General features: G+C 70.3%; 14 protein-coding genes. 8 read left to right on the plus strand and 6 right to left on the minus strand.

What is annotated here, in order from left to right; translation table 11 throughout:
• Positions 1-111 precede the first annotated feature (111 nt).
• Positions 112-819, plus strand: a complete 708-nt coding sequence (locus DFI_RS01100; protein WP_043778762.1) for a DUF421 domain-containing protein — start codon at positions 112-114, stop codon at positions 817-819.
• A 59-nt stretch (positions 820-878) separates the two neighbouring features.
• Here the strand turns inward: DFI_RS01100 and DFI_RS01105 are convergent, their stop codons facing one another.
• From DFI_RS01105 to dnaK, 4 genes are all read right to left on the minus strand, one after another.
• On the minus strand, positions 879-1,799 hold the full coding sequence (locus DFI_RS01105; protein ID WP_027463586.1) for a DnaJ C-terminal domain-containing protein: 921 nt from the start codon (positions 1,797-1,799) through the stop codon (positions 879-881).
• A 36-nt stretch (positions 1,800-1,835) separates the two neighbouring features.
• Positions 1,836-2,555, minus strand: coding sequence for a VF530 family DNA-binding protein (locus tag DFI_RS01110; protein ID WP_043778760.1), 720 nt, complete (start codon positions 2,553-2,555; stop codon positions 1,836-1,838).
• A 6-nt stretch (positions 2,556-2,561) separates the two neighbouring features.
• Complete coding sequence (locus tag DFI_RS01115) at positions 2,562-3,212, minus strand: nucleotide exchange factor GrpE (RefSeq protein WP_027463585.1); 651 nt, start codon at positions 3,210-3,212, stop codon at positions 2,562-2,564.
• An 88-nt stretch (positions 3,213-3,300) separates the two neighbouring features.
• Complete coding sequence (dnaK, locus tag DFI_RS01120) at positions 3,301-5,190, minus strand: molecular chaperone DnaK (protein WP_027463584.1); 1,890 nt, start codon at positions 5,188-5,190, stop codon at positions 3,301-3,303.
• A 246-nt stretch (positions 5,191-5,436) separates the two neighbouring features.
• On the opposite strand from dnaK, the gene DFI_RS01125 reads away from it, so the two are divergent.
• From DFI_RS01125 to DFI_RS01150, 6 genes are all read left to right on the plus strand, one after another.
• Positions 5,437-6,027 carry a Jag family protein gene (locus DFI_RS01125; protein ID WP_022800536.1) on the plus strand — a complete coding sequence of 197 codons (591 nt, stop codon included), beginning with the start codon at positions 5,437-5,439 and terminating at the stop codon, positions 6,025-6,027.
• A gap of 54 nt (positions 6,028-6,081) precedes the next feature.
• Positions 6,082-6,921 carry a peptide chain release factor N(5)-glutamine methyltransferase gene (gene prmC, locus DFI_RS01130; protein ID WP_027463583.1) on the plus strand — a complete coding sequence of 280 codons (840 nt, stop codon included), beginning with the start codon at positions 6,082-6,084 and terminating at the stop codon, positions 6,919-6,921.
• Between the two features lie 35 nt (positions 6,922-6,956).
• Entirely contained in the window at positions 6,957-7,784 is an 828-nt protein-coding gene (locus DFI_RS01135; RefSeq protein WP_027463582.1) for a VC0807 family protein, read from the plus strand.
• Between the two features lie 92 nt (positions 7,785-7,876).
• On the plus strand, positions 7,877-9,586 hold the full coding sequence (locus tag DFI_RS01140; protein ID WP_027463581.1) for a M3 family oligoendopeptidase: 1,710 nt from the start codon (positions 7,877-7,879) through the stop codon (positions 9,584-9,586).
• A 102-nt stretch (positions 9,587-9,688) separates the two neighbouring features.
• Positions 9,689-10,903 (plus strand): YihY/virulence factor BrkB family protein, encoded by a 1,215-nt coding sequence (locus DFI_RS01145; RefSeq protein ID WP_244940291.1) that lies wholly within the window; start codon positions 9,689-9,691, stop codon positions 10,901-10,903.
• A gap of 36 nt (positions 10,904-10,939) precedes the next feature.
• The gene (locus DFI_RS01150) at positions 10,940-11,935 is read left to right on the plus strand and encodes an NAD-dependent epimerase/dehydratase family protein (RefSeq protein ID WP_027463579.1); all 996 of its coding nucleotides are present in this window, start codon (positions 10,940-10,942) and stop codon (positions 11,933-11,935) included.
• A gap of 3 nt (positions 11,936-11,938) precedes the next feature.
• Here the strand turns inward: DFI_RS01150 and hisA are convergent, their stop codons facing one another.
• Positions 11,939-12,667: a 1-(5-phosphoribosyl)-5-[(5-phosphoribosylamino)methylideneamino]imidazole-4-carboxamide isomerase gene (gene hisA, locus DFI_RS01155; protein ID WP_027463578.1), complete on the minus strand. Its 729-nt coding sequence runs from the start codon at positions 12,665-12,667 to the stop codon at positions 11,939-11,941.
• 59 nt (positions 12,668-12,726) lie between these two features.
• Between hisA and DFI_RS01160 the strand changes: the two genes are divergently transcribed.
• A complete protein-coding gene (locus tag DFI_RS01160) occupies positions 12,727-13,890 on the plus strand; it encodes a glycosyltransferase family 4 protein (protein ID WP_027463577.1) in 1,164 nt (387 codons plus the stop codon).
• On the opposite strand, the gene DFI_RS01165 is transcribed toward DFI_RS01160, so the two are convergent.
• Positions 13,877-14,362 (minus strand): hypothetical protein, encoded by a 486-nt coding sequence (locus DFI_RS01165; RefSeq protein WP_027463576.1) that lies wholly within the window; start codon positions 14,360-14,362, stop codon positions 13,877-13,879. The two genes, DFI_RS01160 and DFI_RS01165, sit on opposite strands and share 14 nt — an antisense overlap.
• Between the last annotated feature and the right edge of the window lie 58 nt (positions 14,363-14,420).

A 14,420-nucleotide genomic window follows, 5' to 3' on the forward strand; every position in this document is an offset into this window, starting at 1 on the left:
AGGAAGCGCCCTGATTCCGGGGCGTTTCTTTATGTGTGATCTCCAGCGGGCTCAGCCATATACAGTGCTCGGCATGAAGGTTCATCCGAGCCCTGTGTGCGGGGAGCGCCCATGAGCGCCGGGTCGCAGGACGTCCAGCCCTTCGACTGGCAGCGCATCTTCCTGGGCGACATCGACCCGCTGTTCCTGCTGGAGATCGTGTTCCGCACGTCGGTGATCTTCCTGTGGCTGGTCTTCCTGCTGCGCATCAGCGGGAAGCGCGGTCTGGCGCAGCTCAGTCCGCTGGAACTGGCGATCGTGATCGGGCTGGGGTCGGCGGCAGGGGACCCGATGTTCTACCCGGACGTGCCGCTGGTGCACGCCATGCTGGTGCTGGCCCTGGTGGTGGGCTTGCAGCGGCTGCTGGCGCACCTGGTGATTCACAGTGAGCGGGTGGAGACCTTCGTGGAGGGCGTGCCGGTAGAACTCGTGCGGGACGGCGTGATTCAGCTCGATGGCCTGGAGCGGGCGAAGCTCAGCCGGGAGGACCTGTTCGAGACGGTGCGCACCCGGGACGTGCGGCAGCTGGGGCAGGTGCAGCGCGCGTACTTCGAGCAGAACGGGCAGCTGTCCTTCTTCCTGCGCGATAAGGAGGCGCCGCCTGTGCCCGGCCTGCCGATCGTGCCGCCCTGGGACGTGGAGGCGCCTCCCCTGGCGCCGGCCGGGTTTGCCGGTGCCGTGGCGTGCCTGAGCTGCGGTCGCGTGCAGGACACGCCACAGGCTCAGTGTGTCTGCGGCGGGCACGGCTGGACGCCAGCCCGGACCGACCCACTCGGCTGAGACGCATAAAGTGCTGGGCCGCGGGGGTGATTCCTCGCGGCTCAGCACTTTTCGTCCGGTCAGTGCTGCAATTCGCGCAGCTGGCGGTACAGGTCCTTTTCCTGCTCGGTGGGGTGCTTCGGTACGGTCAGGTTCAGTTTCACGTACAGGTCGCCGTGGCCGCCGCCGCGTTTCGGCCAGCCCTGCCCGCGCAGGCGCATCTTGCGGCCGCTGCTGCTGCCGGGCGGGACGGTCAGGTGCCCGGTGGTGCCGCTGAGCGTTCTGACCTTCACGTCCCCGCCCAGCGCGGCCACCGGGGCGGGCACGTCCACGGTGGTGGTCAGGTCGTCACCGTCCAGTTCGAAGCGGGCGTCTTCGAGCACGCGGATGTTGAGGAGCACGTCCCCGCCGCCGGGGCCCTGGCCGGCCAGCCGCAGCCGCGCGCCGTCCCGCGTCCCGGCCGGAACGCGCAGGGAGAGGCGTTTGCCGTCCACGTTGATGACCTCGTCGGACCCGGCGTAGGCTTCTTCCAGCGTGACCTGCAGTTCGCCCTCGACGTTCTGCACGAACCGGCGGGACTGCCCGGCGCCGCCCAGGCCGCCCAGCAGGTCCTCGATGTTGATCTGCTGCCCGCCGGGGCTGCGGAACCCGCCGCCCGCGCCGCCGCGGCCGCCCGGGCCGGCCTGCCCGAACAGGCCCTGGAAGAAGTCGCTGAACTGCGAGCCGTCGAATCCGCCGAAGTCCCCGCCCTGGAAGCCGCCCTCGTACCCGGGGGGCACGTGCCCGGTGTGGCCGAACTGGTCGTACACCTTGCGTTTTTCCGGGTCGTTCAGGACCGCGTACGCCTCGCCGATGTCCTTGAACTTCTCGGCGGCCTTCTCGTCCCCGGCGTTCTTGTCCGGGTGGTACTGCTTGGCGAGCTTGCGGTAGGCGCTCTTGATGTCGGCGTCGGAGGCGCCCCGGGAGACGCCCAGCACCTCGTAGTAGTCCTTGTAAGCCATGCGGGAACCTCCGTCAGGGGGTGCGGGGAAGAGGAATCAGGAGCGGGCCGGGAGTTTGTGCAGCGCGGCTTTCAGGCCGTACGCCTCGGCGATGCTGTGGGCGGTGTGGCCGCGCGGGTCGGCGCGGGTGGGGTCCGCGCCGCGGGCGAGCAGCAGGTCCAGCAGGTCGGTGCGCGGCGCCCGGGTCCGTTGCCGGTAGGCGAGGCCCTCGACGTCCACGGTGTGCAGCAGTGGCAGCCAGTAGCGCGCGTCGTTGGGGTCGGCGCCGCGGTCCAGCAGGGCCGGGATGAGGCCCGGGTCGTAGTCGCCCTCGCCCAGGCTGGAGTGCTCGATGGCGAGGTTCAGCAGGGGCATGCGCGCCTCGTCCGGCCAGAAGTTCACGTCCTGCACCTGCGCGAGCACCGGCAGGAAGTACAGCCGCAGCGTCTCGGCGTTCTGCGGCACGTGGCGCAGCATCCAGCCGAGCGCGGCGTGCAGTTTCGTCTGGCTCACATTGGCCGGGACCGCTTGCCCGCGCTTGACCGCGTCGATGACGGGGTTGGCGTCCTCGCGGTGCAGCAGCTTCACGTACTCGCCTTCCACCTGCGCGCGCGCCCAGGCTTCCTTGCGCAGGAATTTCAGGCTGCTGTTCACGCTGGGGTTGCTCTGGAAGCACTTCACGGGCACCCGGCGCGCGAGTTCGTCCCAGCCGTACTCCGCGTGCAGGTGCTGAACGAGGCGTTCCAGGGTCACGCCGTGCAGGGGATCGCGGGTCACGGGGGCTTACCCCTTCCGGCTGACGACGACGCGGGCCGGGCGCACCAGGCGGTCTCCCATGCGGAAGCCGAGCTGGTACACGGTGACGATCAGGTCGTTCTCGTCGCCGGGCACGACCTGAATGGCCTCGTGCCACTGCGGGTCGAACACCTCGCCTTCCCGGCCGGTGGCTTCCAGGCCCAGGCCGGCGAACACGCTCAGGACCTTGCTCTGCACCGCCTGAATGCCGGGGATGAGTTTGGCGGGGTCCTCGCCGCCCATGCTCAGGGCGCGGTCCAGGTCGTCGTACACGGGCATCAGGGCCTCGGCGGCCTTGCTCACGCCCTGGCCCTGCGCGGCGGCGACGTCCTGCTGGGTGCGGGTGCGGTAGCCCTCGAAGTCCGACGCGAGCCGGCCGAGCTTGAGTTTCAGGTCGGCGTTTTCCTTTTCCAGGTCCTCGGCGCGCTGGAGTTTGTCCATCATCTCCTGCACCTGGCCCAGCATGTTCTCGTCCATCTCGGGGAAACTGGCCGTTTCGGCGTCTTCCTGCATGTTGTCGGTTTCGGTTTCGGGGCTGGCGTCGAACTTGATGTTCTCGGTGTCGGGGGTGGTGTCGGCGTCCTGCGGGCCGGTCTTGTTCTGATCGTCGTTCATGCGCGGACCTCTCTTGCGGAACATTCGTTCAAGGATAGGGGAGAGGGGCCTGTCGGGCCGTCCTCTCCCCTGCGGGTGGGTGGTGGTGGGCGTGAGGGGACGTGCGGGGCCGTTACTCGGCGGGCTTGAAGTCCGCGTCGATCACGTCGTCGTCGGCCTTGGGCGCGCTGCCGGTGCCGGCGTCCGCCTGCGGCTGGGCCTGGCCCTGCTGGGCGGCGGTCATGAAGGCGCGCAGTTCCTCTTCCAGTTTCTTCTGCGCGGCGTCGATCTTCGCGTCGTCGTCGGCGCGCACGGCTTCCTCGGCCTCATCTGCGGCGGCCTTGAGGCGGTCCTTGACGTCCTGGGCGGCGCCTTCGTTCTCCTCGATCTGCGCGAGGGCCTGCACGCGCAGGGAGTCGAGGTTGTTGCGCTTCTCGACGCGTTCCTTGCGGGCCTTGTCGGCGGCGGCGTTCTGCTCGGCTTCCTGCACCATGCGTTCCACGTCGCTCTTGTCGAGGGTGGTGGTGTTCTCGATGCGGATGCTGGATTCCTTGCCGCTCTGTTTTTCCTTGGCGGTCACGTGCAGGATGCCGTTGGCGTCGATGTCGAAGGTCACTTCGATCTGGGGCTGCCCGGCACGCATGGGCGGGATGCCCTCAAGCTTGAAGCGGCCCAGGGACTTGTTGTCGCTCGCCATGGGGCGCTCGCCCTGCAGCACGTTGATCTCCACGCCCGGCTGGTTGTTCTCGGCGGTGGTGTAGATCTCGGTTTTCTTGGCGGGCACGGTGGTGTTACGGGTGATCATGGGGGCGATCATGCCGCCCTTGACCTCCACGCCCAGGGTCAGCGGCGTGACGTCCACCAGCACGATGTCGCCCAGCGCGCTGTCGCCCTGGATGATGCCGGCCTGCACGGCGGCGCCGAGGGCCACGGCCTCGTCGGGGTTCACGCTCTCGTTGGGGGTCTTGTTGGTGATCTCCTGCACGATGCGCTTGACGGCCGGGATGCGGGTGCTGCCGCCCACCAGGATCACTTCGTCGATCTTGCTGGCGTCCAGCTTGGCGTCCGAGAGGGCCTGCTCGACGGGTTTGCGTACGCGGCGCAGCAGGTCGGCGGTGAGTTCCTCGAACTTCGCGCGGGTCAGGGTCCGCTCCAGGTGCATGGGGGTGCGGGTTTCCGGGTCGAAGGTGATGAAAGGCAGACTGATGGTCGTTTCAGACGCGTTGGACAGGTCGATCTTGGCCTTTTCGGCCGCTTCGATCAGGCGCTGCAGGGCCTGCTTGTCCTTGCGCAGGTCGAAGCTGTGTTCCTTCTGAAACTCGCCGGCCAGCCAGTCCACGATGCGGTGGTCGAAGTCCGCGCCGCCCAGGTGGGTGTCGCCGGCGGTGGATTTCACTTCGAACACGCCGTCCCCGAGTTCCAGGATGGTCACGTCGAAGGTGCCGCCCCCCAGGTCGAAGACGAGCACGGTCTCGTTGCCCTTGCGCTCCAGGCCGTAGGCGAGCGCGGCAGCGGTGGGCTCGTTGATGACGCGCAGCACGTTCAGGCCCGCGATCTCGCCGGCCTGCTTGGTGGCCTCGCGCTGGGAGTTGTCGAAGTACGCGGGCACGGTGATCACGGCGTCGGTGATCTTCTGGCCGAGTTTGGCGCTGGCGTCCTGCACGAGTTTGCGCAGCACTTCGGCGCTGACCTGCTCGGGGGCGAGGTCCTTGCCGTCCACGGTGATGCGCACGCTGCCGCCGGGGCCTTCTTTCACGGTGAAGGGGCTGCGGGCGGCTTCTTCCTTGACCTCGTCCCAGCGGCGGCCGATGAAGCGCTTGACCTCGAACAGGGTGGAGGCGGGGTTCAGGGCGGCCTGGCGGCGGGCGATCTGCCCGACGAGGCGTTCCTCGCCCTTGTAGGCGACGACGGAGGGGGTGGTGCGCCCGCCTTCGGCGTTGACGATGACGTCGGGACGGCCGCCTTCCATGACGGCGATGACGGAGTTGGTGGTGCCCAGGTCGATACCGACAGCTTTAGCCATGAGTTGACTCCTTGAGTGCTGTTTGTGTGAGTGTCTTGCTTGTGCGGGATCTGCCGGCCGTGTGGACAGCAGTCTTGAAGCGAGAAGCATCATAGCCCCACAGTTTTTCAGTGTCAATAGACTTGAGTGCATTACGCTCAGGTTTTCCATTGGCAAAAACTTAACTCCCTGGCGCGGCACCACCCCCGCCCCGGCCCCCCAGCAGGGCAGGGAACGGTCCCAGACGCCCGGGGTAGACTGCAGGGCATGGACAACCGCACGAACCTCGACGATTACCTCGCGGGGCTGGGCATCAGTGACGCCGACGAAGCCGAAAGCGTCCCCCCACCCGCCCCGGACCCCCAGGCGCCGGCCATCAGCCCGGCCCTGAGTCACCCGCACGAGGAACCCAGCGTTGTCCTGGAACGCTTCCTGCAGGGCGTCATCGCCCGCATCGACCCCACCCTCGCCGTCACCGTGCGCGAGGCCGAGGACGCCCTGGAAGCCGACATCACCGGCGAGAACGCCGCCCGCCTCGCCGGCCGCGACGGCCGCACCCTCGGCGCGCTGGAGGTGCTCGCCTACACCGTGCTCGCCAAGACCGAGGGCCGCAGCGAACAGCGCGTGCGCATCGACATCGGCGGCTTCCGCCGCCGGCAGGCCGACACCCTCGCCAAACTCGCCGAACGGCTCGCCGTGCAGGTCGCCAAAAGCGGCGAACCGCACGAGATGCAGCCCATGCCCGCCTCCGAGCGCCGCATCCTGCACATCACCCTGAAAGAACACCCGGACGTGATGACCGAATCCGTCGGCGAGGGCGCCGCCCGCCGCCTGATCATCCGCCCCCGCCACGGGTAAGCGGGCCCGCGCAGGCCGGGGGCGCGTCCCCTGGCCTTTTCTTCTGGAGCGACGATGACCCTGCGTGAGTGGCTGCGCCACGCCGAAACCCGCCTCCAGGCCGCGGGCGTGGCCTCCCCCGGCGTGGACGCCCGCGCCCTGCTGCTGCACGTGCTCGGCGCCCCCGCCTCCGCGCTGATCCTGCGCAGCCACGAGCCCCTGCCCGACAAGGCCGCGCCCCGCCTCGCCGAGCTGCTCGCCCGCCGCGAGGCCCGCGAACCCCTCCAGCACCTGCTGGGCGAGGTGGACTGGGGAGGCCTGCGGCTGTCCACCGACGCCCGCGCCCTGATTCCCCGCCCGGAAACCGAGTGGCTGCTGCACCTCGCGCTGCAGGGCCTGCGAGGCGTGCCCGCCCCCCGCGTGTTGGACGTCGGCACCGGCACCGGCGCCCTGGCCCTGGGCGTGAAGGCCGCCCGGCCCGACGCCCACGTGACCGCCACCGACCTGAGCGCCGACGCGCTCGCCCTGGCCCGCGAGAACGCCGGGCGCAACGGCCTGGACGTGACCCTCGTGCAGGCCGACCTGCTCACCGGCGTTCCCGGGCCCTTCGACCTGATCCTCAGCAACCCCCCGTACCTCCCAGACGCGGACGTCCTCACCGCCGACCCGGAAGTGCAGCACGACCCGCCCCTGGCCCTGTACTCCGGCCCGGACGGCCTGGACCTGCCCCGGCGGCTGTGCATGCAGGCCCGGGAGCGCCTGACGCCCGGCGGGACGCTGTGGCTGGAACTCGACCCCCGCAACGCCCCCACCCTGGCCGCCGAACTTCGCGCGGCCGGCTGGTCCGCCTGCCTGCACGCCGACCTGACCGACCGGGAACGTTTCGTGCAGGCCACCCTCACCCCCCGGCCGTAGCGTCCTCACGCGCGCCTGACGTACCCTGAACGCCTGTGACCGCGCCGACCCCCACCCCCGCCAAGCCCCGCGCCCGCATTCCCAAGACCGTCTGGGACCTGATCTTTACCGCGGCAATTCCCATCGCGATTCTCAGCCCCAACCTGCTGGGCGAGGGCATCGGCGTGGCGAGCCTGCTGGGCGGTGGTAAGGACGGCAATGTCCGTGCATTCCTGCTTTCTGCGGCGATTCCTATCGCTTACGTGGCGTGGGACCTCATGCGCCACCGCACCCTGAGCCCTGTGGCGATGATTGGGGGGGCCGGGGCCATTGCGTCGGGTGCCCTCGCTCTGGGCATTGCTCACTGGGAGGTAGACGGACTGCCGTACGCCATCCTGGACAGTGCCCGGCTTTACCTCACAGCCCTGCTGTTCGCCCTAAGTACCCTGACGGCCGTGCCGCTGTTCCGGGTGCTTCTGGACGCCACCACCATCGGCGAGTCCGACGCCGACCGGCAGGCTACGACCACCGCGCTGCGCGACCCAGTGGTCCACCGCGGGCTGGTCGGGGCGACTCTGCTGTTCGCGGTGATGGAACTGGTGCAGGGCGTGATTAACAGCTACGTGAACTACGAGCGGGTCGTGGCGAAGTTCGGCACCGACGACTTCAACGCGCAGGTGGCGCAGGTGAACGCCATCATGCGCGTGCCCGGCATGGTGATCAGCCTGATCGGGGTGTGGCTGGCGATCTCGCTGGTGCAGCGCGCCGTGAAGGCCCGCTACGGCGCGGACGCCAGCCTGTTCGAACCGGCGAAACTCGCCGAGCGCCACCGCGCCCTGCAGGCGGGCGCCGCGCCCGTCCCCTCCGGGGAAGCGCAGGCCTGAACGCCCGCCCCCGGCTGCTTGCTGCTTGCTGCGGGCCGGTAAGCGAAGTGGCCTAGTGCCCCCGCGCGGGGCGGCACTAGACTCGCCGGCATATGACCACCCCACTGGACGCCGTGGAAGCCCGATTGCAGGTCGCGCCGGAACACCTCACCTGGGACACCTACCGCCCGGACTTCGAGGCGCTGCTCGCGCAGGACCTGACGGCCGCGGACGTGCCCGCCTGGCTGGACCGCTGGAGCGCCCTGCAGGCCCAGCTGGGCGACGTGTCCGCCCGCCTGAGCATCCACAAGGACCTGCACACCGACGACGACACCATCCAGCAGCGGTACCAGGACTACGTGGCGCAGGTGCTGCCGCCCGCCACGCGCATGGAGCAGGCCCTGACCGAGAAGCTGCTGGCGGTGCCCGGCTACGCACCCGCGCCGGACTTCGCGCTGAACTACCGCCGCTTCCGGGACGCCGCTGCGCTGTTCCGGGAAGCGAACGTGGACCTCAGCGTCACGGAAAACGAGCAGTCCAGCCGGCACTCGGTGATCACCGGGAACCAGAAGGTCACGCTGGACGGGCAGGACCTCACCATCCCGCAGGTCAAGCAGCGCCTGGACAGCCCGGACCGCGCGCAGCGCGAGGCCGCCTGGCGGGCCTGGCAGGACAGCAACATGGCGGTCGCCGGTGAGCTGGACGCCGTGATGCTGGACCTGATCGGCACCCGGCGCCAGATGGCGAAAAACGCCGACGAACCCGATTACCGCAGCTACCGCTGGAAGCAGCTGGACCGCGTGGACTACACCCCCGCGGACTGCGAGGCCTTCCACGCCGCGGTGCGGGACGAGGCCGTGCCCCTCACCACCGCCATGATGCGCGACCTGGCCGGGAAGCTCGGCCTGGACAGCATCCGCCCCTGGGATTACAACCGCAACAACCTGCTGGACGCCGAGGGCCGCGAGAGCCTGAAGCCCTTCACGACCGGCGCGCAGCTGGAGGAGCTCGCGCAGACGGCCTTCGCCGGCCTGGACGCCGACCTCGCCGCCCGGTTCCGGCACATGCGGGAGCACGGCCTGCTGGACCTGGAGTCCCGCCCGGGCAAGATGAGCCACGCCTACTGCGCGTACTTCCCCACCAGCAACGAGCCCTTCGTGCTGATGAACGTGGTCGGCACCGCCGAGGACGTGCGGGTGCTGTTCCACGAGGTCGGGCACGCCTTCCACGGCTTTTACAGCGGCGACGCGCAGGCACAGGTGTGGAACCGCTGGAGCCCCATCGAGTTCGTGGAGATTCCCAGCATGGCCATGGAATTCCTGACCCTGGACCACCTGAACCACGTGTTCGGGCCGGACGAACTGTCCCGCTACCGCACCAAGCAGCTCGAAAGCGTGATCGCGTTCCTGCCCTGGGCGGCGCAGATGGACGCCTTCCAGCACTGGCTGTACGCCCAGGCCCCGGAGCAGATCACGGTGGCCGACCTGGACGCCAAGTGGCTGGAACTGGACCGGACCTTCCACCCGTTCATCGACTGGAGCGGCCTGGACGAGACGGTCCGCGCGAAGGGGTGGCAGTACTACCACATCTTCCACATTCCCTTCTATTACATCGAGTACGCCATGTGTTACCTCGCCGCGGTCGGCATCTGGCGCGAGGCCCGGCAGGACCCGCAGGGCGCCCTGGACCGGTACAAGGCCGCGCTGCGCCTGGGGAACGCCTCGCCCGTTCCGGACCTGTACCGCGCTGCCGGCGTGGAGTTCCGCTTCGACCGGGAGCACATCCGCGGGCTGATGACCTTCCTGCGTGAACAGCTGAAGTAGGCGCCCGTCCCTGAACCTGCATGGCCGGGCCTGCCCTGACGTGCAGGTTCTCTCAATGCGGGCCGATTTCAGCGGGGAGGCCCGTTCCCTACACTGCGCAGCATGACCCGTGTGCCCGCGCCGACCGCCGCGCCCCGCCCGATGGGGATCGGGGACATCTTCACCATGCTGAAAGACGCCGCGCTGGCCTTCGGGCAGGACAAGGCCCCCCGGCTCTCGGCGGCGATCGCGTTCTACGCCATGCTCAGCCTTTCGCCGCTGCTGGTGCTGGCGGTGGCGCTGCTGGGCCGCTTCCTCACCGACCCCAGCACGCTGCAGGGGCTGTTCGGGCCGAACGGCACGGTCACGCAGGCGCTCGGCCCGCAGGCCGCCACCACCCTGCAGGGCCTGATTCCCAAGGGCGACGCCCTGAACAAGGGCACATTGATCGCCAGCCTGGTCGGCTTCGTGACCCTCTTCCTGGGGGCCACGGGGCTGTTCGTGCAGCTGCAGGACACCCTGAACAGCATGTGGGGCGCCGACCCGCCCCCCAAGCAGACCCTGGCGCAGATGGTGAAGACCCGCGCGGTGGCGTTCCTGATGATCCTGTTCATCGGCGCGATCCTCATCACCTTCCTGGGCGTGAACACGTACCTGTCGTCCATCGCCTCGGACCTGGGCGACCGCTTCGGCGCGGGCGCCTTCTTCGTGCGGCTGGTGAGCCTGCTGGTCTCCACGCTGTTCCTCACGCCGGTGTTTGCGTTCATCTTCAAGTTCCTGCCCACCATCAAGCTGGAGTGGCGGGAAACCTGGGTGGGCGCGGCCGTCACCGCCCTGCTGTTCAGCGTGGGGCAGGTCCTGATCAGCATCTACCTGGGCCGCACCGCGCCCGGCAGCGCCTTCGGGGCGTCCGCGGCGCTGTTCGCGCTGCTGGTGTGGATCTACTACAGCGGCATGATCTTCTTCTTCGGCGCGGAGGTCACCTGGGTGTACTCGCAGAAGTACGGCTCGCACGCCGGCGGGGCCGCGAACGTGGCGAAGAAGCAGGCCCTGGCCCAGCGTGGCGCGCAGATTCCCACCGAACCCAGCGAGCAGGAACGCCGCGCGGCCGCGCAGGCGGACGAACCCGTCCGGGACAGCCGCGGCCGGGTGCTGGGCCTGCCCGTGCCGCGCCTGCCCACCCGCCAGGAGCGCCGCGAGCGGGCGCGGGCGCGCGCCGCGAACCCCTCCCTGCTGCCCAGTCTGGGCGGCGCGGTGTGGAACCTGGTGAGCGCCGCGCTGGCCATCCCGTCCCTGCTGATCCTGAAACTGGTGGGCCTGAACGGCCGCAAACGCTGAGGCTGGCGGCCGCCGCGTCCGCTACAGTGCCGGGCGATGAAGGTCCTGATTCTCGGCGGGACGGGCATGCTCGGCTACCCAACGGCCCTGGAATTCCTGCGGGGCGGCCACGAGGTGCACAGCGTCTCCAGCCGCCCCGCCCGTATTGACGCGGAGTTCGACAAGGGGGTGCACCAGCACGCCCTGAACCTCTCGGACGCCAGCGACGAGGACCTGCTGGCCGTGCTGCGCGGCATGGACGTCCTGATCTACGCCCTGGGCCCCGACGACCGCGTCACCCCCCCGGCGCCCGCCCTAACCTACTTCCGCCGGGAACTCGCCGACCGGACCGCGCGGCTCCTCACCCTGGCCCGGCAGGCCGGCGTGAGGAAGGCCGTGGTGTTCGGGTCGTACTTCGCGACCTTCGACCGGCTGCAGCCCGCCTGGGGCCTCGCCGCCCGCCACCCCTACGTGCAGGCCCGCGTGGAACAGGCCCGGCGCGCCATTCAGGCCGGGCAGGAGCCGGGGGCCGCGCCCCGCATGGACGTCGTCATTCTGGAAATCCCGTACGTGTTCGGCGTCACGCCGGGCCGGGAGCCCTTCTGGAAGGCGGTGCTGTTCGACCGGGTGCGGGGCGGCCGCGTGGCGCTGTACCCGAAAGGCGGGAGCGTCGTCATGACCACCACGCAACTCGCGCAGGCAGCGGTGGGTGCCGCCCTGCACGGCCCGCACGGCGCGCACTACCCGGTCGGGGACGTGAACATGACCTGGACCGACCTGATCGGCCTGATCCGCTCGGAGCTGGGCGTCCCGCCACGCGTGCTGCACGTGCCCGAATTCCTCACCCGCCTGAACCTGCAGGCCGAAGGCCGCCGGCACCGCGCCCAGGGCCAGGAGTCCGGCCTGAACCCGGACACCCTGGCCGCCGACATCATGTACCGCGCACTGTACCCCGACGTTCAGGAAAGCCGCCGCGTGCTCGGCTACGCCTCCGGCGGCGTGCAGGAAGCCATCCGGCAGACCGTCCGCGCCAGTTACCCCACCCGCAGCTGAGCGTTACTGCGGCACCGGGTACGGCAGGGTGCCCTCGTAGATCGCGCGGCCCACGATCGCCCCCTCGATCCGCTCGTCCTCCAGTAGGTGCACGTCCTGCACGTCGGCCACGCCGCCCCCCACGATCAGGGTGTTTACCCATAGCTGCCGCACCTGCCGCATCAGGTCCCGGTCCAGGCCCTTCAGGGTGCCGTCCCGGCTCACGTCCGTGAAGATCAGCGTCTCCAGGCCCGCGTCCGCCAGGGCCGGCGTCAGGTCCGCCACGTGAATGCCGCTGCCCTGCGCCCATCCGTGCGTGGCGACGTCCAGCACGCCCTGCTCGCTGCGGCGCGCGTCCAGGCTCACCACCACCCGCTCCGGGCCGTGCGCGGCGATGAGTTCCCCCACCAGCTCCGGGTGCTTCACCGCCGCCGTGCCGATCACCACCCGCTGCACCCCCAGGCGCAGCAACTCCTCGGCCGCCTCCCGGGAGCGGATGCCGCCCCCCACCTCCACCGGCACGCCCAGTTCCTGCGCGATCAGGGCGATCACCGCGCGGTTCTCCCCCCGCCCGGTCGCGGCGTCCAGGTCCACCAGGTGCACCAGTCCCGCGCCCAGCCGCACCCAGTGACGCGCGGCGTCCAGCGGCGACTCGAAGTACACCGTCTCGCGGTCCGGGTCGCCCTCGTACAGGCGCACGGCGCGGCCGGACTGGATGTCCACGCACGGAATGATCAGGGGACGGGCACTCATGCCCCCAGCTTACCGCCGGGCCCCGCCCCGGCCCGGGCCAGGGGTAGACTGCCGGCACTGTGCGCATCGGGATCGTGACCGCCACCTACCTGCCGTCCCGGAACGGGGTGGCGACCAGCACCGCCCTGTTCGCCCGGGGCCTGCGGGAGCGCGGGCACGAGGTCCGCATCTTCGCGCCCCGCCACCCTCAGCTGGCCCCCGGCGAGCAGGGCGTGTACCGCCTGAACACCTCCTTCGTGGGCGCCCGCGCGCTGGGCGGCCCGGCCGACTACCCCGTGATGCTCGCTCCCGGCCCCCGCCTCACCGCGCGGCTTCCCCTGCGGGACCTGGACGTGCTGCACACCATGCACCCCTTTCTCGCCGGGCAGCTCGCGCTGAAGTGGGCGCGGGTGTCCGGCGCGCCTGTCGTGTACACCGCCCACACGCAGTACGAGCAGTACCTGCACTACGCGCCTGTGCCCCGCCGCGTCAGCCGCGCCGTGGTCCGCCCGCACGTCGCGGCCTTCGCGCGCCGCGTGGACCGCGTGCTCGCCCCGGGCCGCGCCATGGTGGACATGCTGCGCGCCTACGGGTACGCCGGCGCCGTGGACCTGATGCCCAACCCCGTGGACCTCGGCAGCTTCCAGGCCGCCGGCGGGGCCGCCGTGCGCCGCGAGTACCACATTCCCGCCGACGTGCCCCTCGTCACTTACCTGGGCCGCCTCGCCCCGGAGAAGAACCTGAGCGTGATGCTCCGCGCGTTCAGTCAGGCGCGCGCCACCCGCCCGGAACTGCGGCTGCTGGTCGTGGGGGACGGCCCCAGCCGCGCCGACGCGCAGGCCCAGGCCGGCACGCCCGAGGGCGTGACCTTCACCGGCCCGGTGCCCTACGCCCGCGTGCCCGAACTGCTCGCCGCCGCCGACGTGTTCCTCACCGCCAGCACCAGCGAGGTCCTCCCCATGAGCATGATCGAGGCCCTCGCCGCCGGCACCCCCCTGGTCGCCGCGCAGAGCCCCGCCGCGCTGGACCTCATCGAGGAAGGCGTGAACGGCACCGTGCGCCCCGCCACGCCCGAGGCACTCTCCGAGGGCCTGCTGGAACTCCTGCACCCCGCCCGCCTGCCCGCCCTGCAGGACGCCGCCCGGCGCAGCGCCACCCAGTACGACCTCACCACCCGCGCCGCCGCCCTGGAACGCGTCTACGAGAACGTGATCGCCGCAAAACGCCGGGTCAGGGCGCCTTAACGAACACCGTTTCGGCCAGGAACGGCCCGGTCTGGCCGTAGGCCCGGAGGGAAGCCTCCAGCCGGTAATTCCCGGCGGGGAGGCCCGCCACGTCCGGGAGGAGGGAGAGGGATGTGGCGTTCAGGGCCCGTCCGGGCTGGAGGAAGAACTCGCGGTCGCCGCCAGCGCAGGCCAACCGGGCGTCGTAGTGCGTGACCTCGTTGGGCGTTCCGGCCTCGAAGACCCTGTACCGGACCGTCATGCAGCCGAGCGTGATGGGGATGGGCGCCGCCCCGGCATTGGCGAGGACAAGCAGGGTGTTCGCCTCCGAGAGCTGCCGGACCGGCCCCCGGACGCGTAGGAACGCCTTGAGCTGGAAGACCGAATTTCCCTGGATCGTCCGGGCGGTGGCTGTGCCCAGGGGAACCGGAGTGGGGTAGGCCAGCAGCGTGCCCAGGACCAGGACGGCAGGGATCAGGGACTTGGCGGGCATGGCGAACCTCCGGCGTTTCTGTAAGGAAGTGCCCCCAGCATGCGCTGCGCCGGCAGGA

The organism is Deinococcus ficus (assembly GCF_003444775.1).
GTDB classification, from domain to species: Bacteria; Deinococcota; Deinococci; order Deinococcales; family Deinococcaceae; genus Deinococcus; species Deinococcus ficus.